Raw genomic sequence first — 21,279 nt, forward strand, 5'->3', positions numbered from 1 at the left:
CACGGTTCAAGGCTCTTCACAATGCCTCTTTCGGCGGCATAGCCATTCATGACAAGGGTATTATTTTGGAGTTCAACCAGGGATTGTCAGAAATGACAGGGTATTCAGCTGATGAATTGACCGGAATGGATGGTCTCCTGCTGATTGCCGAGCAATCAAGATCAATGGTTATGGAAAATATACTTTCCGGTTATGAAAAGCCTTATGAGGCGATTGGTCTGCGCAAAAATGGAGATGAATTCCCGATCCAACTGGAAGCTCGTAATATCCCTTACAAAGGAAAAGATGTCAGAACAGTTGAATTCAGAGACATCTCCGAACAGAAAAAAGCTGAGAAAGATAAGGAAGAACTTCAGGGCCAGCTGATCCAGGCGCAGAAAATGGAATCAGTGGGAAGATTGGCCGGTGGTGTGGCCCATGATTTTAACAATATGCTCAGTATTATTCTTGGCAATGTTGAATTAGTACAGGACGATATTGACCAAGACAGCCCCTTGTTCTCAAAAGTTTGTGAGGTCAAAAAAGCTGCTCAGCGCTCTGCCGATTTGACCCGCCAGCTGCTTGCCTTTGCCCGAAAGCAAACAATTGCTCCGATAATCCTTAACCCTAACCATACAATTGAAGGCATGCTCAAGATGCTTAAAAGATTGATCGGAGAAGATATCGATTTGTTATGGCGCCCTAAAGAGCACTTATGGTCGGTTAAAATAGATACGTCTCAAATCGATCAGATACTGGCCAATCTGTGCGTTAATGCAAGGGACGCGATAGAAGATGTCGGCAAAGTTACCATTGAAACGGACAATATCTGCTTAGATGATGATTACTGCAGGGAGCACCGGGGTTTCACGCCTGGTGAGTTTGTCCTCATCGCTGTCAGTGACAATGGCTGCGGTATGGATAAAGAAACGGTCGATAAACTGTTCGAACCCTTTTTTACAACCAAGGGGAGGGGAAAAGGAACCGGCTTGGGGCTGGCAACCGTATATGGAATTATAAAGCAAAACAACGGATTTATTAATGTTTACAGTGAACCCGGACAAGGAACTACCTTTAAATTATATATACCAAGACACGAGAAATGTCAGGACGAGGGACCTGCTGTTGTAAAAGAAAAATCCCAAGAAGGTTTTGAGACAATACTCCTGGTAGAGGATGAGAAGCCAATTCTCAAAGTGACAAAAACAATGCTGGAACGACTGGGGTATACAGTGTTGACGGCAAGCACACCGAAAGAAGCGATACAAATTGGTAATTCTTCCAATAAAAAAATTGATCTTCTGGTAACCGATGTTGTAATGCCGTCAATGAACGGACGTGAGCTTGCTGAGAAAATTCTTCAGTCCCTGCCCGACATGAAAATTCTATATATGTCTGGATATACTGCAAATGTAATTGCACATAGGGGTATATTGGATGAAGGGTTGAATTTTATAAGTAAGCCGTTTTCAAAACAAGACATCGCTGTAAAATTAAGAGAAATACTTGATGAAAATTATTAAGAATTCATCAATATAGAACGCTTTTGGGGTGTCCAATGTGTCTATAATTCCGGGATAGTAACTCCTCCCAATATCCCCACAGCTACCCGATATATTCTTGCCCCTTAATAATGGACCTACGGGGAGAACTTGCTCAAGAAAGGCTCTCCCAATAAGGTTTTCCGCTACAGGTCCATCAGCCTGAAAAGGAAATGGTTCGGCAAATATTTTGTTCATGACAAACCTACCTCTGAGACAGATTGTAAATTCTGTATCTTTGCCGAATAGCAGTGTCACAATCATCAAGATCCTCCGCGTAGCCCCCCTCCATTATCTGTCAGTTGCCTTGACCGTCATTTAAAATCGGTTGTTTCATCGATGAAACAGTGACTTGCCCCCTTCTTTAGTACAACCCGCAATGTTAGGAAGGCTCCGAATTTTCAAAATATTGTTGTTGTGTACCACTTCCTTTGCTACTTTTCAAATACCTGCCCAGGGGATAGGGCAACGCTGGGGAGCGACCCGAGCACTGCGGCAGGTGCCAATACGGATGGGCCATGTTCATAGCGTGGCCTTTTCCTTTGGCCCATCCGGATGGCCCGTAGGCGTTAAACCCCGGGGGCTTGGGGGCAGAGCCCCCATATAAGATTGTTCCCATTCCTTTCTAATGTTTTCCGGTGTCTGATATCCCAGGCTGCTATGCAATCTTTTCGTGTTGTAGTACTGGCGCCACGTCTCTATGATTGCCCTGGCATCCGGGACGGAATAGAAGACCTCCTGATTCAGACATTCGTCTCTGAACCGGCTGTTAAAGCTTTCTCCAAAAGGATTCTGCCATGGTTTGCCTGGCTCAATGTACTTGGTTTTCACCCCTTGCTCTTTGAGCCAGTCCTGGATTTTATATGCAATAAACTCAGGCCCATTATCGCTCCTGATGTATGTTGGAACCCCACGGGTTGCAAATAGAATCTGCAAAACGATTTTCACCTGTGAAGATGGTATTGAGGTATCAATGTGGATTGCCAGGCTTTCTCGTGTATATTCGTCAACCACCGTTAAAAATCTCAGCCGCTGCCCTTCAAGGCAGGAATCTTCCATGAAATCATAGGTCCATACATGATTGGGATACTTCGCTGATATTGGCAGCGTTGTCCCCTTGCCACGCCGCCTCTTGCGCCTGACCCTCGGCACGCACAGCCCTTGTTCCTGCCAGAGCCGCTCGACTTTCTTATGATTGATGATCATCCCGGATCTGACCAACTGCATATGGGCCTGGCGGTACCCATGCCTCGGATACTTACCAGAGAATGTTCTTAGCCAGATAACCAAAACAGTGTCATCCCTTGGGTTTGCTTGGTATCTGTAGCTTGACCGACTTATCTTCAAAAACAGACATGCTTTGTATTCTGAAAGGCCCCGTTCCGTCATAGTATGTACGGCTTTCCTGCGATCCGGGACCTTTACCACTTTTTTGAGACCACCGCCTTTAGAGCATCAACTTCGAGGTCCCGTTCAGCCAGGAGCCTTTTTAATCGTACGTTCTCCTTCTCCAACTCTCGCAGCCGCTTTACATCCGGAACGGACATGCCACCGTATTTCTTTTTCCAGCGGTAATAGCTTTGCTCGGAGAATCCTCCCAGCTTGCAGAATTCAGCGATAGGTCTTTCCTGTTTCTCGGCTTCAAGCAGAATTTTGACGATCTGTTCTTCAGAATAGCGTTTCTTTTTCATCTTGATCTCCTTTTTAGCTCGGAGATCCTAACATATCACATTGTACTGTTTTTGGGGGGCATGCCCACAGCAGTGTCCTTTATATATACGGATTTCCATTCCCTACCCAGGTATTTAACTAACCTCCCTATGTATAAGGAGACATTTTTTAAGCTCTCCAAATTCAAATACAGGAGGCATTTATATGCGAAGACCAAAAGATTTTTCAATCGGGGACACAGCCAAAATTACAGGCGTCACCCCCAAACAATTAAGAAACTGGGAACAGCGCGGATACATCCAGGGGGTGGAACGTGTTGTTTGTGGAGAGCGTGCCTACAGACGTTTTAAAGAAAGCCACGTTCGTCAAATCATAGGCATCAAAGAATATCTGAAAGAAGGATACACCCTTCCGGCTGCTGCCGCGAAAAGTATAGCCAATCCGGGAAAGGGGGAAAAATAATATGGATTTTAGAAAAGACTCAAATAAAAAGTGCCCATTCTTCGAGGAAGATTGCCTGAGAAATAATTGCAAAATTTACCATGAAGAATTCGACCGCTGTGAAGTCAGTTTGCTCACCCTCAACATATTCAAACTGATCAAAGAATTAAAACCACAGCAAGACCGTTAGTTTTGCCCCAAGTCCCCCTCCCAGTATTGATTCAGACAGAGATGGAGGGGGACCATCTTATAAAGCAAAGGAGAGATTTAAAATATGGTAGCTAATAATAAAGAGGTTAAATTAAACAACATTCCAGAAGAACTCACCCTCTTAGCACAATGGGTAGTCTGGAATGGAATCACCCAAGGAAATAAAATAAAAAAAGTACCTGTTGACCCTAAAACTGGAGAACCAGCGAGAGTTAATGATTCAAGTACCTGGGGGACATTTGAACAAGCCGTCAGTACCTATCAGAAAGACAGCTATAGTGGCATTGGTTTTGTTTTTACAAAAAACGATCCGTATATCGGGATTGATTTTGATGACTGTTTCAACGATGAAACACTTGCTCCAACAGTTTTGAAAAATGTCAGTGAACTGGATAGTTATACCGAGGTCAGTCCTTCTCGGAATGGGCTTCATACATTTATTAAAGGAGAGCTTCCTGCTGGAGGGCTTCGGCACGATAAAATCGAAATTTATGACACTGGTCGTTTTTTTACAGTTACCGGTAATAAGTTTGGTGATAGCCCATGGGAAATTAAACATTGTCAGCATGGGCTTGATTCGTTGTTGGATGAACATTTCCCCCGCCAGGAAAGAAACATTGGTACTGACAGCACGATTGTTGAAAAACTCTTCAATAAAAAAAACGGGACTAAGCTCAAATCATTATGGAATGGGCAGTATACGCAATATGAGTATGAATCCCATAATGAAGCGGATCTCGCTCTTTGCCAGATACTTTCCCATTACTTTGATGGTAATCTGGTTACAGTGGATAGGTTATTCAGGCAGTCAGAGCTTTACCGGGAGAAATGGGATGAAGTCCACTCTTCCACTGGAAAAACATATGGTGAAATAACTTTGGAAAAGGCTATTGCTTTCTCCGCGCCGAAATCTACTCCTAAAATAGACATCCCAACATTTAACTGCACTGACCTTGGAAATGCAGAGCGCCTTGTTCACAATTTTGGTGAAGAAATATGCTACTGCAAAGCCTGGAAAAAATGGCTTATATGGGATGACAGTCGGTGGGCTGAAGATGAAACGGATCGAGTTAAACAATTTGCAAAAAAAACCGTCAGAAAAATTTATGATGAGGCAAGACACTGTGAAGATGATAATAAACGTCAGAACATTGCCAGACATGCAACCTCATCAGAAGCAAAAAATAAAATTGATGCTATGGTATCCTTGGCTACATTTGAACTTCCGGCCCGGCCAAATCAATTTGATAAAAAACGTTTCCTGCTGAATTGTGAAAACGGAACCCTTGATCTGAGAACTGGGGAACTACAACAGCATAAAAAAGAAAACTATATCACCAAGGTAGCTCCAGTTTATTTCGATGATACAGCAACCTGCCCTCAATGGGAAGAATTCCTGGACCGGATCATGGATCATAACCAAGACCTAATCAAATTCTTGCAAAGGGCTGTTGGTTATGCCCTCACCGGGGACGTTGGGGAGCAGTGCCTTTTTCTTTTCTGGGGCAGTGGGGCTAATGGTAAATCCACCTTTTTGCGAACCATTGGAAATCTTCTCGGGGACTATTCCCAGCACACCGCCACAGAAACCCTACTGGTAAAAAAGAAGGGAGCCATCCCCAATGACATTGCCAGAATGAAAGGTTCCCGTTTTGTTACGGCATCTGAATCAGAGAAAGAACATAAACTTGCTGAAAACCTGATCAAGCAGATGACAGGTGACGATATCATCAGCGCCCGTTTTCTTCATCAGGAGTGGTTCGAATTTGAGCCCGAGCATAAAATTTTCCTGGGCACCAATAATAAGCCAATCATCAAAGGAAATGATTATGCAATCTGGCGCAGAATAAAATTGGTTCCATTTAAGGTCTGTATCCCTGAAAAAGAGCGGGACAGAGACTTAATCAATAAACTTAAAGACGAATACAGTGGTATTCTAAACTGGGCCATTGAGGGATGTCTTGAATGGCAGCGATATGGCCTGGGCACTCCCCCTGAGGTCACTGAAGCAACAGAAGAATACCGTAATGAAATGGATCTGCTCAATGATTTTATTATTGATTGCTGCACCGAAGGCCGGGAGCTGCATGTTCCTTCCAAGCACCTGTATATGGCTTATGCCAAATGGTGCGAAGACAATGGTGAATACCAGTTAAAACAGACTTCGTTTGGACGAAAACTCAAAGAAAAGGGCTTCGAGTCTAAGCAACTGGGTAAAAAAAGAACTCGTTGCTGGTTAGGGTTGGATCTTGTAGATGGATTAGATTTACTCTAAGAAGCACTGTTGAAGCAGTTCTTCAGAGTTTAGCACTTATGAGGTAGAACAGGTAGAACACTATAGAACACGTACTTTCAGTTTTTATGTATATGAGATTTATTTTGAGATTCCCCCAATTCCTGTGTTCTAACCTGTTCACCTGTTCTAACGTGTTCACCCCACTAATGAAACAAGCACCAGATCCGTTAGAGTATAGTGGTATCAATACAGTAGCAGTATCAAACCATCAGGTGTTTACCAGTGCTGATTGGATGAGCCCTCCATGCCAGCCCATATATGCTCCAGAACCATGAAAAAATGAGGACAGTTTGGTATTGGTACTGGCAGGGTAAAATAGAGAATTGATTATTATGATTGCTTCTACATTCCTTTTTTGATACCGATGAGCCCGTGATGTATAGTTTCTGTTTTCAATATTGTTTAATTTCTTATGTAGAGTTCTGAATGAAAATGTCCCCTGAAGATTCTAAAAAACTGGCAATCAAATATCGTGTTGATGATCTCAAAAGCGCTTTGATACCGAATACCCGACTTTCAAAATTGCTTCAATCCCTGGAACCTGAAGATAAGCCCATCTCATTTTTTGGCCAAGAGTATTTACGGAAACAAAGACTTTTTGCTCTACTCCGCTATGCGAAAAAGGAAATATCATTTGAGGAATTTGCAGTTGCTGCTGATCCAGAAAAATCTGAGCGGTGCAAATCTAATGAGGAGATTGAACGCCGTAAGCAGGCAGAGCAGAAACTAAAAGATGAAGAGTTGAAACGTAGAAATGAGGCTATTCAGCTTCGATTAAAGAAAAGGAACCGAGCCAGGGATGAACAGTATTCATTAAGAGAAGAATATGATCTGACCTACTTTATTGAAAGAGAAGATTTTCCAAAGGTAATGAAGATTCTCCGTAGTGCTCAGAGAGGGGTTAGATTCAAAGAAGATGATGTAATTTGGCTCAATACAGAGGGTGAAGAGTACTTCACAGATGAACTTAGAGCCCGTTATCATTGGCTTGAGGCTGAGTTTCATACCAATAATTTCAAAAAGAATAAAGATCCATGGTCTGCGGTCAATGCAAGTAGCCATTATCGAAAATGTTGGGAAGCAATCTCCGCTGAAAAATTGCTCACTACAATCAATTTAGATCGTATTAAAAAACCCAAGCTTAAATCTGCCCTTTATACGACCTTTGGTGGGGTGAAAAGAGATTTGAAAAGATGGGCAGAAGCATTGGACTTCGGGGAGAAAGCACACGTTCTGACACCTAAAGATTTTAGGCCTTGTACTCTATTAGGCGCTGTGAATATGGAAACAGGCAATTATGCATTGGGGGAATCCTGGTACAAAAAAGCCGTTGAGCGTGGTTTTAGTGAAAATGCTGTTGATGCAGACTTACGTAAAATCTACATGTCTTCAGACAAATCAAATAGACAGGGACTAAAAGAATATCTGTTGTCAATCGATCCTGTTCGTTACCGCTGGACCAAAACGATTATGAATAAAAAACAAAAGGCCCGTAATAGAAACAAATAAAGAGGATGATGCAGCTTTCTTATTTTAAATCCTTTTTTCATACTTGCCTTGACAAAAAGGAAGCCACTATCTTAAAACGTCCTCCTCATTGAGGAAGGATATTACTTGGAATGCTTTCGAGCTGAATTAATTGAAGATTGGCCAATATTAAGAAGTTAAAATATATTGGGGTCTTGTATGTAGAGTTATAATTGGCTCTACATTAATACTGGAGTATGGTTTGAACACAGCCCAAATAGCAGTAATTATTGCAACTAAAAATAGACCCATCCTATTAAAACGAGCATTGCGCTCAGTCTTTAAGCAGTCAAGATCGCCGAAATATTTAATTGTTGTAGATGACTCTCCAGAACAAGCCCAACAACACAATCGACTGCTTGTCGAATCCTTTCCTTTAACTGATTGCAATATTCAATATTTATCAAACAAACACACCAACGGTGCCAGTGGTGCGTGGAATATGGCAATTGACCATTTAAGCAAACAGCAAATAAAGCGTAACGATTTGTTGTTCATAGCGTTCCTCGACGACGACGATGAATGGCATCCAGACTATCTCAAAAGTTGCCTCGATGAAGCAAACTTAAAAAGTTGTAATATGGTGGCAACGGGATTTTACCGCTATGAAAGTGGTGGCCAACCGCCAATAGAGTACTTACCACCTAAATCATTGAATGAAGACCAGTTTTTACGCGGCAATCCAGGCATTCAAGGCTCTAACCTATTCTTATCATTTGACGTCCTACTGATGGCTGGCGGTTTTGATGAGCAGCTGTCAAGCTGCACTGATCGAGATCTATGCATACGACTTGGTGAATTAGATAGTCTCCGCTACTGTAGCGTAAATAAACCTATGCTAAACCATTATGCGGATAGTGATCGTCAAAGGCTTAGCACTCCAAATTCCCCAGCAAAAAGAAAGGGTTTGACAGCATTTTGGCAAAAGTATCATGGGCGTATGCATGCTGCACAACGTAAAGCGTTCCTTGATCGTGCGAAGCACCTATTTAACTGGCAACCAGAAGAATCATTAACGCAATACGCAACAAAACCAGCACCTTTTCAAATAGCATTAACCCTTGGCATTGAACTGGGCGTTATTCCGCTCAGCCAATTAAGCAAAACCATAGAGAGAATCTGTCAGCCGAGCCAGTGCATAGTTGACTTCAACCTTGTATTAACAGTAGCTAAGGGTACCAATTTAAAAGGGTTTTCGAGTTTTTTTAAACTGGTGAACAAACTGGGGATTACCTGCTACAACTTATGTGCTCAACAAGTGAGTATTGAAATAGCTACGGCACTTGTCGCTAAAAAGAATATCGGTCATAGCACATGGGTATTAAAAGACTGGGAGCCCAAGAAACAATCTCCTCACAAAAATAAAAATGTCATATCAACGATACTGACAGAATTAGGTGCTCACCAGCTGAATAACGACAGTCTTGATGAACTGTTACAAGCACCACACCCCTCACTATATCAAGAAATAAAGCAGTGCCGCATTGTGTCAGCGGAGGATTGTATTAACAAGCTATTTAATACCAACAAGTTACAACTTCTTGGTGTTGGATCCGAAGCCATTGTTATGACAAATGGCAGAACCGTTTTCAAACGTATTGATTATTGGAAAACTCGCATACCTACAGAACAAATAAAGTTTTTACAACTGAATGGTTCAAAATGGCAGAATCTGCCTGGTTTATATGCATTAGACGAAGTCATTACCGATGGCAAAAGCTTAGTGCTTACCTACCCCTATGAAGTGAGCGTTCCCTTCATAGGGGGAGACTGCGAACAAGTTATTGATTTGCTTCACAGCTGTAGCAAAGCGGGGATTGTGTGCAATAATATTCATCCGAAAAATCTAATCAAGACCCATAATGAGGTGAAATTGATTGATTATGGATCGGATATTAGGCCATGGAATGAACTGGGTTTCGAACACATGGCAAGGCGCGCTTATCTAACAATTTATCATGCCGACCATCCGCGCCTCACGCAATTAATGCGTCAATCTCTTCACACCACAAATCTACCAGAAATGAAAGGTTACCAAACGTTTCGCCAACGATTGATTGGTTTTGACTGTAACCTGAAACAGGCCCAAACAATCAGATGGCCCTTGGTGCCTCCAATTGAACAACCAGAAGCATTTATACTAAATATTGGAGTGATCACTGGTGATGCATATAAAATATTACCATTACTCAATAGCATTGCCGAACTCGAGCGATGTGTGTTTTTATCCAAGGTAAGCACCTACATACTGTGCAATGGCTGCTCGTCCAGTTTTCTGAAAACAGTACTTTCACATAGTAAACGGCCATTAGGCAATGTTCGAATAATCAGCGAGGCACAACAAGCAAAGGATGCCGAAAGCGGTATGTTTGGTACAGACTTAATGAACAGACCGGAAGGCCAGCTGGGCATCGCACATGCGCGTAGCATGCTACAAAAGTACGTTGGTTTAAAATGCGAAACCCAGCCAAATAGTTTTGCTTGGATTCTTGATGACGACATGCGGTTAGACGCACGTGCCAAGCAATATCTTGCCTGGCTACCAAAATTTAAGCAATCAGGCGTTGATGTTTTGATTGGTCAATATGAAGGATCCTCACCCAATCCCCCCTTAAATGGTTTACGGGGCCAATTGGTTGACTTACTGCACAACTTACGCTGGTTAGATACATTACCAAGTAATGTCGAGCTGCCAGACCGCAGTTCTGAAAATGCAAAACTTCGAACGAAGTACCCCGATTATTATTATGACTTATCGCGTAAACATACTGCCCATATCGAAACGCCGTTCTGGCTCGAACCCGCTTATAAAGGCGAAACAGTAGCAGAAGCGCGCACCCGCATTTTTACTTATTCACCTTTATTGGTTACGGGATACCCGCTTACTCGTAGCATCATTCCCGAATACCCATCAGATATATTGGCAGCGGCTAAAGACACAGTAAACCGGGGCGGCATCACATTAATACTAACTCCCAAGGCGTTAACACAAACCCCAAACCAAATTCCTAAAATTAATGGCCGAGAAGCGCGCCGTTCAGACATGGTTTGGGCAATGATCAATAAACATCACCATGGGTTAAATATTAAAACAGCCCCATTCCCTGTGCAACACATTGGACGAGTGAAAAACGAACAAATTTTAGCCTTAGATAAGGTACAGGATGAAATCATGGGCTCGGCACTTTACGCCGGCTTACAAAGTTTTTTACGCAGAAACAGGCAACATAATCTGGTCTTTACCCCTTCCGAAATTAGTGACGTTTGGGAAGCAACCAAAGCGGCACGCAATACCCGCCTTTCGCGTTTAAAGCATAGCTTTTATCGGATTAACGGCTTAGCTCAGGCACTATCAAAGTTTCCAGAGCTCTCTGAATTATGTGAATATCTAACTCGGTCCTTTAATACATCCACGCTCACCAATTTAGAACTTCGGGTTAAACAAATGAACAAACGTCATATTTACGAGTTTTTAAATCAAATCGTGCCGCAGAGTATCCACTTTGCAGAAGCACACCGTAAAACTGTTGAGACTATAGAATAAAAATGACTTTAAAAAAATACTGTGAACTCCCTACACCACACGGCACATTTAGAATGTATGACTCTGGCAATGAATTACTACGAGTGGTTACTGTTGGGGATATTAACGAATTAGGCAGTAAGCCGATAGTGAGATTGCATTCCTCTTGTCTGGCCTCAGAAGTATTTGGAGCATTAGACTGCGACTGCGCAGATCAATTGCGCGAAGCCATGAAAGTCATGGCACACGAAGGACGCGGCATTATTTTTCATTTATATCAGGAGGGCCGAGGTCAAGGTCTATCGAAAAAAATTCAAGCGGTACATAAGATGCAAACAGAAGCAATAGATACCGCAGAATCATTTGAAGCCATGGGCTTAGAACAAGACATTCGTGATTACACACCAGCGATTAAAGTGCTAAAAAAAATGACAATAAAGGAAGTACGTTTAGTGTCCAACAATCCGTTAAAACGACGAGCTTTGGAACAGGCTGACATCGCTGTGGAAGTAGTTAATACTCACCCACAAGTACGCCCCGAAAACGCCGACTACTTACAGAGTAAGAATGACAAACTTGGTCACTATCTGCCCTTGGGGCGTGAACATGATAATTCTATCCCAATCCACTTTTACCATTCCGATCAGACTTGGGGAGAATTTTCTAATTTTTCACAGCATGCCGTTTATCTTTACGGTAAAATTTGGCGTACAGTCGAACACTTTTATCAGGCACAGAAATTTAGCGACCCAGCACTACAGGATCGTGTGCGTTCTGCGGTGAGCCCGATGTTAGCCAAGACCACAGCTACGCAAATGGAGGAAAAGCACCTTAAATCTGACTGGCACAATATAAAAGAAGACGTGATGTGGCAAGCACTTACAGCCAAGTTCACCCAGCACCCTGAGCTTAGAGAGTTATTATTATCAACTCAGCTACGTAACATAGCCGAGCATACCCGAAATGACAGCTACTGGGGTGACGCAGAAGACGGCACGGGCTTAAACCGACTGGGCGAGTTGTTAATGCTATTACGCAACCAGTTACGGGGCAGCAAAGAACCTCAATTATGTGCGGGATAGTGCTATTCTACGGCGACTCTGCCGAGCAAAACATGTTAGACGCCCTGCCTCGGATTTCTCATCGTGGGCCGGATGGCCAACATAGCTGGCGAACCGATCAATTAGCCATAGGATTTGTGCGCCTGGCTATCAATGATGAAAGTGCCACAGGCCGCCAACCATACAAGGAAGGCGATATGGTCGGAGCATTTAATGGTGAAATTTACAATGCTGATGCACTTGTTAAACAACACCACCTGAAAATAGATAGTCATTGCGATACGCACGTTATCATACCAATGTTTGCTCAATTAGGACGCCATGTACTGAACGAGTTGGACGGCTTTTATTCAGGTGTAATCTACCAACTGGGTACTGACACTCTTTACCTATTGCGCGACCATATTGGTAAAAAACCGTTATTTTATGGGCAAGCCAATAACAACCTGTTCGTTGTAAGCGAACTTAAAGCGTTGCAAAACATTGAGTGGTTCGAACAAGTACCATTGGGTTTAAGCCAATTAGAGTTAACCACCGGCAAGCTAACACAAATCGCAAATCACCAACCGCCAGCCAGTACCTCCCTCAGTCTGACGACGGCAATGGAACAAGCAGTGGTTAAGCGTATACCAAAACAACAGTTTGGTGTGTTTTTGAGTGGCGGCTTGGATAGCTCGATCATTGCAGCCTTAGCTCAACAGCATCGCCAAGACATCACTTATTTAGTTTTAGGAAACCCAGGTAGTACTGATTTAGCGAAGGTTAACATACTCGTTACCTATTTAGGATTAAAACTGGTTCACTACACACCATTACCTACGGAACAACAGTTAGGTGAGTTGATCCGCAAAATTGTTTACACTACCGAAAGCTACAATCCATCAATTATTAGTAACGGCTTGGCAACCTATTTGTTAGCTAAAGCCGCACGAAATAAGGGGCTCAAGGTTGTACTAACCGGCGAGGGAGCGGATGAACTTTTTGCCGGTTACCACGATCAACTTCCAGAAAAAGAATGGCAAACCACCCGTACCAAGCTGATAGCTGACATGCGCTTTACCGAACTTCGCCGACTTGATAAGTGCTGCATGGCACATAGCATTGAAGCACGTTCCCCATACTTAGACCGTGTTGTAAAGTCTATTGCAGATGGTTTAGAACATAAACAATTCTATCTTCCTGGGCACAACAAAGTGGCGCTGAGGGAGACTTTCGGTCACTTGTTGCCTGCCGAAATTTCAAATCGCAAAAAGACCTCATTTGATGTGGGCAGTGGCATACGCAAATTGGTAGTGAATTATTTAACCCGCAACGGGAATACGGAAATAGTCGAACTTAAGAAAATTTGGCAACAAATATTTACATACGACGCCGACAATCCTTATTTTTACAGCTACCCAACATTTGATACCGCCATTGCTAAACGCGGAGAGACACACAGATGACAGTACAATTGGCCCAACATATACTACTCGACAAATTCGAGAGAGAGCCTTTTCATAACCTGTATCTTCTCAACAACATGGAACCTAAAACAACAGCATATGGCGGGACCTGCTCAGACAAAACCCTGAGCTACCTGGAAGCGGCCAAGGATGCCGGCCTGCATGCACACCTGCATTCAGCCCGTATTGGCGGACAAGAAATTCACCGCCTGGTTAGGCTTGAAATAAGTGGTCAGCGCTACTTTGCTGACATCGGCAATGGATGGCCATCTATTCAACTTTTTCCCGCAGAAGCCCCCATTGAGTATGAGTGCTACGGCATGCGTTTTAGAACAAAGATAAAAAATGGTATAATTACAATCTACCACCGCAAACGTGGTATCGAGAAACTACAAATGGAAATAGACATTGCAGCAAAGCCAGAAGCTGAAATTCGCCATAGCATTGAGAACCGTTTTTCCGCCAAAATCACCTATCCATTTAGCAACCAGTTACGTTTTTCAATGGTGGTTGACAATCGTTTTTTATTTATCCGCGATACTCATTTAGAGGTATACAGCAGCAGTGTCTACGAGGAAGTACCCAACATCGATATAAGTAATTTAGAAGAGGTGGTAGCAGAATATTTTGGCTATGATATTAAACCGCTTGTGGCTCAAATAACAAATTCTCCAACGACATCATGCAGTGTTTCTGAACTCAGTTGTTCATAGAGGATTTTTACTGCGGTCATATTAACTCCAGGCTTTCATCAACGGCCCGGTTTTTCCATAAACAGGATCATACTCAGGCAGGTCAACATTTTGGATGTTCTGGTCTGCTTCGGGGCGTTCTCCAGGTTTGCCATATTTCATGTCTGGGATTTGACCGATAGGATAAGCACCCACGACTTTGAAATCTGGTGATTGGTCAATATTTTTATGGGCGACGCCTGAAGGAATGCTAACAACATCCCCGGCTTCAACAGTGACAATCTCCCCGCCCGGCCCACCGAGTTGGGCTTTTACCCACCCACCATAAACCCCCAGCGCTTCATGAGCAGTGCTGTGATAATGGTGATAAGGATACAGGCCGTTACGCCAGGAGTTAACCCAGTTGTTTTCATGGAAGACTTTTTCAATGGTGGAGGGGGAGATAGACCCAGTCGATATGAAGGCCTGTTTCAACAATACCAGGGGGAGATCATTATCTGGATAGATTCCGTCATCTTGGAATGCAAATGACGTGGCACTGATGTCGTTAATGACAAACTCCCCCTGGTGTCAGATTGTTATTGATCTGGATTTTACAATTTAACTGGATGGGTAATCAAGCCTCTCAATTCTCTACCCTGGAGAAAGGTGCAGAAGCTCCAATTTTGTGCATTCATCGTTTGAATAATACTGGATATTTACCGCGATATCCCCACGTGATATTTTTCAGGGCAAAATCAAATTTCATTCCCTCTCCGAATGAACTATGAGTTCTTAAAGAATGGTGGCAGAATCTACATCGATATCTATAGGGAGGATCTTCTGTGCACTGTGGGTCGTTGCTATTTACTCCGAATTGTTTGCAATGATGACAAAAATTCACATATGTCTGGTTGCCTATCGGAATACTATGGCTTTTTTGATTGGAATTATCATCACTTGGATACATTTGGTCAAGAATAAAGTTGCTCTCAGTAAGGCTAAATTCTGCCAAATCTAACTCTAATAAACATTCACAATTATGATTAAAAATATCTCCGTCTTTATCCATTCCAACTGATATAAGGCCTGAACCACAAAAAGGACAAACTTGATTGTTTTCTAAAGCAAAATGAATAGCCTTTTGCCTTTCCTGAATTTGAATCAAATTTAGTTGAGTCATTTACGAACCTTTCGATTATTTTCTGTAGTCGCTAAAAAAATCAAGGAACGTTGTTCTCCAGGTGACAACCAAAATTCAAATTGTGTAGAGATGTATTACATCATAATATCACCCTTGAGACCAGGTTGTTTTCGCTTTTCCCTTTATATCTTACCTGGCCGGGTAATCAACCCTTTCCCGCAGTTCTTTGCCGGGCTTGAAGAAGGGTAATCGCTTGGCAGACACTTGGACCTTTTTCCCTGTTTTGGGGTTCCTACCGGTGTAACCAGCGTATTCCTTGATGAAGAAGGAACAAAAACCTCGGATCTCTATCCGTTCCCCCTTGATCATAGCCTCAGTGAGACTATCGGTGAACAGTTTCACCACATCAGTGGCTTCCTGCTTATTCAGCCCTATTCTATCTTTAACAGCCTGTATCAGTTCCAGTTTATTCATGTGTGTTGCTCCCGTTATTAATTTTAACGGGGTACTTGTTTAACTGGTTCCGATGGATTTATCAAGGCCTACAAATTCCACAAGGTTTGTATCCTGCATTTATGGCATCTTCTCGGGAGGTAAAAGTTCTTGTGCAATTACGACAATTATAATGGCGACAGCTTGGTCCATGAAAAGAATGACTTTTAACGTTGCCATGATAGTTGTGCCTTGCAGTTACAGGCTTATTATTCTTTTTCTTTGACCAAATATTTAATCTTTTTTTCTGAGCCTGTTTTTCAGCGGCTAAAAATTCAGAGTGATATTTTTGGGATTCACCATACTTTGTATAGTAAGGGCTCCAGCCTTTTTGAACGAGTTCCAGATTATAATTATGTCCATCCAAAATCACATAGGCCAAGAGTCGGCCATATTTCCCTCGCTTTTTTCCTTCAAATTCAAGATCTACATACCTCTTTTCCAAACGGGACTTGGTGTACTTTGAGGCCTTCCTTCCCATTTCTGTATTCCTGCTTTGATCGGGATGAACTGATTCCGGAGTATCAACATTTAGCATACGTATTTTTTCTTTTTTGCCATTTAGAAGAATTTGAATCGTATCCCCATCAATAACTCTCAATACAGAATATTGGCCTGCAAAGGCTATCGACACATTTAAAAATACTGTAACGGCAAAGACTATTGAGGCTAATTTCTTCATAAAATCAATCTACTATGAATTGAGATAATAATTGACTGTATATTCCAAGTCTTCGTCAAGATCCCCCTTGCTCGCCAGCCAACTCAAATAATCCTTAGGTATCTTTTCAAGAAGCTCTCCCTTATGTTTCCCAAAAAACATTTTTCGAAGTAAAGATGGCTTTTTGGAAATTTCGACCATTTTCTTATTAATAAGATCTATTGTTTCAGGAGCTTTCTCTGAAGCCTCTTTGAAAAAGAATTTATATAATATCTGTTTTGGTAATTCCCCTTTAGCCATTTCGATACTATTTTCTATTGATTGTTTTAGTTTTTCATCTGGAAAATATTCAAAATAAAAACCAAAATAAATTCGATAAAAAACCTGCTCTAAAACCAGTATATCCCCAAAAGCATCATGGGCTATCGCCTGAATATTCAGCTTCATACGATATCTTAAATATTGAAGATTATATTTTTCAAATTTCCCTTCGGAATCCAAGTATCGAGCTATCTTCAAACTACAAATCACATTATCTGTGAAGATGCCTTCTTTATTCAACATGGCAATATCAAATTTTGCATTGTGTGCAACAACGTAATTAGAATCATCAGAAAGCAGCGCCGTTAACTCTTTTTTAGTAGGACTGTCCTTAAAAGATGGTTTGTCTGCAACCATTTCGTCTGTGATATGGTGAACACACATTGCTTCAATTTCAATTTTACGTCCAGGATGGAATAATTCATCAACTTCTATTTTCCCATCACTTGTCTTATATGCAAGTTGGCAAAGCCTATCTGCTTCTTCGGTTCCCGTTGTTTCGGTATCAAGAAATATGAACAAGAAAATTCTCCAGATAAGAATAAAGTTGAACTCACCAATTTAATTAGAAAATCCTCATATGCACAAAAAATACTGTCCATTGAGCTTATCTGTAAAGCTGTTTCACTTGACTTAACAGATTTTAGTATTGTAGACAATACACTATGGTAAATCGTGAAATGCTATGTTTTATGGTATTTATCAATCAAGGTTCTTTAAAAATGATTTCTTATCAAAATAAATCTTATCCATTCTCTAAAATTCTTGGATGGTCTTCAAGCCGATATGAGACATTCCGCATATGTAAACGAAAATACTTTTATACATATTATTCGAGATTCGACACTAAGGATTCGCCAGAAAAAATTCAAGCACTTAAAAATTTAACATCCATTCCGCTATCAACTGGAACAATTGTTCATGATATCATAAAAACCATTTTGAAAAGATATCAAAAGGTTGAATCTAATATAGATGCGGAACGTCTAAAGGATTACATTCTCAATGAGACAAAGGCTTACTGTAAAACTCACTCTTTCCTTGAACATCACTATGATATAAGCAAAGAAGATTTCAGCGATCAATTATTCGAAGACGTATTTTCAAAAATAAGTACCTTTATAAAAAGTAATAGTTTTTCATTTATTTTATCCGAAGCACTCCCTCATAAGAATGAATGGGTAATTGAGCCTGGAGGGTTCGGAGAAACTCGAATTGGAGGAATGAAAGCTTATTGCAAAGTCGACTTTTCTTTCCCAACCAATGACGCAGTTTATATTTACGATTGGAAAACCGGTAAAAAATCTTTTTTTAAACTTAAAAATCAAATGCTTGGTTATGCATACTGGGCATCTGAAGCATTTAATATCCCGAAAGATAGAGTCTTCCCAAAGATTGCATATCTTAACGCCACACCTGAAGAAGACCCGATCGAATTAGCAGAGAAAGATATAATCAATTTTCCTGAAAAAGTTAAAAAGGACTCTGAAGAGATGTATCAGTTCTGCAGTAATATTGATGACAATATTCCTATTGATCGTGATAGCTTTTCAAAAACAGAAAATATTAAGATTTGTATGAACTGTAATTTTCGTGAACTTTGTTTTGCATGAAATAAATTTCATGCATAGAGGATACTATTCATGGCTTATGATTTGTTAATCTCAGCTTCTTGGTTAAAAATTTTTACAAAGCTTCCAATAAAAGTTCAAAAAAAAATAGCCACTGTTCACAAAATACTTCGAACAGACCCATACAATGGTAGAGGAAAGTCGATAAAAATAAAGGAAGGACAACCACAGTACAGTAACCTGTATAGGTATAAACTACATGGATATAGAATCTTTTATGGAATTGGGGGAAACTTTGTCCGGTTATTGGATATTCGAATCCGAGACGACAATACATACAAAAATCTAATATTCAACGCAGATGATATGACTATTGGAGGAGATGCTTCTCCCTCAATGCTCCAAATAATACCAACAACCCATTGGGATGTACAAGATGATGCCAAAGAAAAAAATAGAAAAGAGATCCAACATGTAGAGGATGAAAATGATGACGAAGCAATCTTTTATGATGAACATTTTTTAAAGGCGCTCGAGATACCAAGTGAACACTGGAGTAAAATTCTTCTCTGCAAAACGGCAGTGGACATAATTGACGCAGATTTGCCAGAGGAGATCATAGAAAAAATAATTGATTGGGGTCAAGAGCCCATTGATAAAATTATTCAAGAACCTGTTTATGATCTCCCATCAACAGAAGAACTTGATAAGCTCTTAAAAGGAACGATAAAGGGATTTCTGTTAAAACTTGATCCAGAGCAAGAAAATGTGTCAAGAAAAAGCCTAAAAGGCCCTACACTAGTAAAGGGTGGGCCTGGAACAGGAAAAAGCCTTGTTGCCCTTTACAGAATCAGAAACTTATTAACACCTGATGCTCAAACAAGTCTCTTTGATGAACATATTCCTAAAATTCTATTTGTTACATACACGACAACCTTAGTTGAGCATTCTAAGCAACTGCTGTATCCATTGTTGGATAAACTGGCTGATAATGTCACCATCAGTAGCTTGGATGCCATTGCCCGCCAAATAATTATCGAAAACGGCGGTGTTTATAATCCGGCACAAACAGATGATAAGCATAACGCTTTCAATGAAGCAATTCACGTTCTGATGCAAGAACAGAAACAGAATATGAATGCTATCATGAATATAGTTAGTAAACTCAAATTTGACTATATTATTGATGAATTTGACTGGGTCCTTGAAGGGCGAAATATATTAACAAAAGAAGAATACTTATCTGAGAATAGAACTGGTAGAGGTCTTCCTTTAGACAAGGGCAGCAGAACACTTTTATGGGATCTACACGATAGATACGTTGATGTGCTTGGACAAAAGAATAAGAAAACCTACAACTTATTACGGAAAGAGGCTTTAGATATTTATCTTGAAGGATATGGTTCTGAAAAAATTTTATTTGATTCCGTTGTGATTGATGAAGCCCAAGACTTGCCCCCAATTGCAATAAAATTATGTTTAAAGCTTTGTAAAAATAAAGAGGGGATATACTTAACCGCGGATGCTGGTCAATCAATATATCAAAGAGGTTTTTCATGGAAGCGTATTGATGAAGAATTAGATATCCGCGGAAGGACAACCATCTTAAAATATAATTATCGAAGTACAAAACAAATAGGAGCTTGTTCCACTCAATTATTAAATTGTTCTTCGCAAGGAGATATCGAAACACGAGAGCTTATTCCGGTAAAAGAAGGTCCTACGCCTACTCTTTTAAGTTGTTCGAACAACAATGAGCACCTTATAAAAATTAAGGCTTTTATTGATTTATCACTGGAAACTTTAGAGTTAAATTATGATTCCGTTGCCGTGTTGGCTAAAACGAATACGGTTGTTGAGCAGATAAATGATCATTTGAATCAATCCGGGATACCAGCAGAAATCGCAAAAGGGAAAAATCTTAATCATGACAACACAAAAGTAAAAGTGATGACGTTACATTCTGCAAAAGGTTTGGAGTTCCCTATTGTTATCATAGCAAAAATTGACAGAGATCAAATCCCTCATTTAAAAGGCGTCACAGATCCTGATGAGAAAGATGCGGTAATCTCACAAGAAAGAAACTTGCTATCCGTTGGGATGACTAGAGCAATGAGACTTTTAGCGGTTTCCTATAATCAGCAATACCCTTCTATCTTCATAAATGAAATGGATAAGTCCTTATGGACAGTTATTTAGAATCCTTATAGACTGTTAGAATGGTATATCATCGGTGCTCGTATTTTCATCCATGGATTTAGAGTCTTCATTGGATGAATCAGCAGTACTCAGATCATTTGCTGTATTATAGAAAACGAAAGAAGAGTGCTTCTCGGAAGGGGTATTAACCTGACGCCAAACATGTGCATGTTCTCTGCCATGTTTACGGATGAATTTTTCTAAACCCATCTGGTGAGCATCATCTTCCATATCCATCAACCAGTTTTTGATACGTCCCATAGGTTGGCCTCTTGAGTTAGAATCCGTGCGTGGAGAGATAGAAGATAATGAAATTAGAATCCCACACGCAAAGAGAATTACTGAAAAAGATCTATCCATGCCATACACAAGGGTTTTTATTCCGTCAACGATTAATTCAAACAAGGGTTCCAATTGGTGACTCAGTATTACGATATTCACCTTGCTATGCTCCTCTCGTTTTTGATATTGGTTTTAAATCAATTTAGGTGTTTCAACGATGAAACGAATTTCAGTCTGCGTGGGA

The 21,279-nt window shown here is 40.9% G+C and carries 18 protein-coding genes and 1 pseudogene; 10 read left to right on the plus strand and 9 right to left on the minus strand.

From position 1 onward, the window contains the following. Positions 1 to 35 precede the first annotated feature (35 nt). Positions 36 to 1,502 (plus strand): annotated as a pseudogene (locus HUN04_22785) (response regulator). Here the strand turns inward: HUN04_22785 and HUN04_22790 are convergent. From HUN04_22790 to HUN04_22800, 3 genes are all read right to left on the minus strand, one after another. Beyond that, a complete protein-coding gene (locus HUN04_22790) occupies positions 1,473 to 1,784 on the minus strand; it encodes a hypothetical protein (protein ID WDP92393.1) in 312 nt (103 codons plus the stop codon). The pseudogene HUN04_22785 and the gene HUN04_22790 overlap by 30 nt on opposite strands. Before the next feature lie 258 nt (positions 1,785 to 2,042). Beyond that, positions 2,043 to 2,909 (minus strand): IS3 family transposase, encoded by an 867-nt coding sequence (locus tag HUN04_22795; protein ID WDP92394.1) that lies wholly within the window; start codon positions 2,907 to 2,909, stop codon positions 2,043 to 2,045. 32 nt (positions 2,910 to 2,941) lie between these two features. After that, positions 2,942 to 3,211: a transposase gene (locus tag HUN04_22800; GenBank protein ID WDP92395.1), complete on the minus strand. Its 270-nt coding sequence runs from the start codon at positions 3,209 to 3,211 to the stop codon at positions 2,942 to 2,944. A 184-nt stretch (positions 3,212 to 3,395) separates the two neighbouring features. On the opposite strand from HUN04_22800, the gene HUN04_22805 reads away from it, so the two are divergent. The 7 genes from HUN04_22805 (at position 3,396) to HUN04_22835 (ending at position 14,407) form a co-directional block, all read left to right on the plus strand. After that, positions 3,396 to 3,653, plus strand: coding sequence for a MerR family transcriptional regulator (locus HUN04_22805; GenBank protein WDP92396.1), 258 nt, complete (start codon positions 3,396 to 3,398; stop codon positions 3,651 to 3,653). Between the two features lie 253 nt (positions 3,654 to 3,906). Further along, the gene (locus tag HUN04_22810; GenBank protein ID WDP92397.1) at positions 3,907 to 6,117 is read left to right on the plus strand and encodes a hypothetical protein; all 2,211 of its coding nucleotides are present in this window, start codon (positions 3,907 to 3,909) and stop codon (positions 6,115 to 6,117) included. Positions 6,118 to 6,564: 447 nt separating this feature from the next. Next, positions 6,565 to 7,647: a hypothetical protein gene (locus HUN04_22815; protein ID WDP92398.1), complete on the plus strand. Its 1,083-nt coding sequence runs from the start codon at positions 6,565 to 6,567 to the stop codon at positions 7,645 to 7,647. 220 nt (positions 7,648 to 7,867) lie between these two features. Beyond that, positions 7,868 to 11,209, plus strand: coding sequence for a glycosyltransferase (locus tag HUN04_22820; protein WDP92399.1), 3,342 nt, complete (start codon positions 7,868 to 7,870; stop codon positions 11,207 to 11,209). A gap of 2 nt (positions 11,210 to 11,211) precedes the next feature. Next, positions 11,212 to 12,270 carry a GTP cyclohydrolase II RibA gene (gene ribA / locus HUN04_22825; protein ID WDP92400.1) on the plus strand — a complete coding sequence of 353 codons (1,059 nt, stop codon included), beginning with the start codon at positions 11,212 to 11,214 and terminating at the stop codon, positions 12,268 to 12,270. Between the two features lie 32 nt (positions 12,271 to 12,302). Next, positions 12,303 to 13,694, plus strand: a complete 1,392-nt coding sequence (locus HUN04_22830; protein WDP92401.1) for a hypothetical protein — start codon at positions 12,303 to 12,305, stop codon at positions 13,692 to 13,694. Continuing rightward, positions 13,691 to 14,407: an arylamine N-acetyltransferase gene (locus HUN04_22835; protein ID WDP92402.1), complete on the plus strand. Its 717-nt coding sequence runs from the start codon at positions 13,691 to 13,693 to the stop codon at positions 14,405 to 14,407. The genes HUN04_22830 and HUN04_22835 overlap by 4 nt, the downstream gene beginning before the upstream one ends. 21 nt (positions 14,408 to 14,428) lie before the next feature. Here HUN04_22835 and HUN04_22840 read toward each other — a convergent pair whose 3' ends face one another. The 5 genes from HUN04_22840 to HUN04_22860 form a co-directional block, all read right to left on the minus strand. Beyond that, positions 14,429 to 14,860 carry a hypothetical protein gene (locus HUN04_22840; protein WDP92403.1) on the minus strand — a complete coding sequence of 144 codons (432 nt, stop codon included), beginning with the start codon at positions 14,858 to 14,860 and terminating at the stop codon, positions 14,429 to 14,431. Positions 14,861 to 15,059: 199 nt separating this feature from the next. After that, positions 15,060 to 15,548 (minus strand): hypothetical protein, encoded by a 489-nt coding sequence (locus HUN04_22845; protein WDP92404.1) that lies wholly within the window; start codon positions 15,546 to 15,548, stop codon positions 15,060 to 15,062. Positions 15,549 to 15,698: 150 nt separating this feature from the next. Next, positions 15,699 to 15,983 carry an integration host factor subunit beta gene (locus HUN04_22850; protein WDP92405.1) on the minus strand — a complete coding sequence of 95 codons (285 nt, stop codon included), beginning with the start codon at positions 15,981 to 15,983 and terminating at the stop codon, positions 15,699 to 15,701. Positions 15,984 to 16,044: 61 nt separating this feature from the next. Beyond that, positions 16,045 to 16,683 (minus strand): thermonuclease family protein, encoded by a 639-nt coding sequence (locus HUN04_22855; protein WDP92406.1) that lies wholly within the window; start codon positions 16,681 to 16,683, stop codon positions 16,045 to 16,047. Positions 16,684 to 16,695: 12 nt separating this feature from the next. Beyond that, positions 16,696 to 17,505: a DUF3820 family protein gene (locus tag HUN04_22860; GenBank protein WDP92407.1), complete on the minus strand. Its 810-nt coding sequence runs from the start codon at positions 17,503 to 17,505 to the stop codon at positions 16,696 to 16,698. Between the two features lie 143 nt (positions 17,506 to 17,648). Here HUN04_22860 and HUN04_22865 point away from each other — a divergent pair, with 143 nt between their 5' ends. Both HUN04_22865 and HUN04_22870 read left to right on the plus strand, forming a co-directional pair. After that, the gene (locus HUN04_22865; GenBank protein ID WDP92408.1) at positions 17,649 to 18,596 is read left to right on the plus strand and encodes a PD-(D/E)XK nuclease family protein; all 948 of its coding nucleotides are present in this window, start codon (positions 17,649 to 17,651) and stop codon (positions 18,594 to 18,596) included. A 30-nt stretch (positions 18,597 to 18,626) separates the two neighbouring features. Beyond that, on the plus strand, positions 18,627 to 20,753 hold the full coding sequence (locus tag HUN04_22870) for an ATP-dependent helicase (protein WDP92409.1): 2,127 nt from the start codon (positions 18,627 to 18,629) through the stop codon (positions 20,751 to 20,753). Between the two features lie 15 nt (positions 20,754 to 20,768). Here the strand turns inward: HUN04_22870 and HUN04_22875 are convergent, their stop codons facing one another. Beyond that, the gene (locus HUN04_22875) at positions 20,769 to 21,194 is read right to left on the minus strand and encodes a hypothetical protein (protein ID WDP92410.1); all 426 of its coding nucleotides are present in this window, start codon (positions 21,192 to 21,194) and stop codon (positions 20,769 to 20,771) included. Positions 21,195 to 21,279: the final 85 nt, after the last annotated feature.

The organism is Desulfobacter sp., assembly GCA_028768525.1.
Taxonomy (GTDB): Bacteria; Desulfobacterota; Desulfobacteria; order Desulfobacterales; family Desulfobacteraceae; genus Desulfobacter.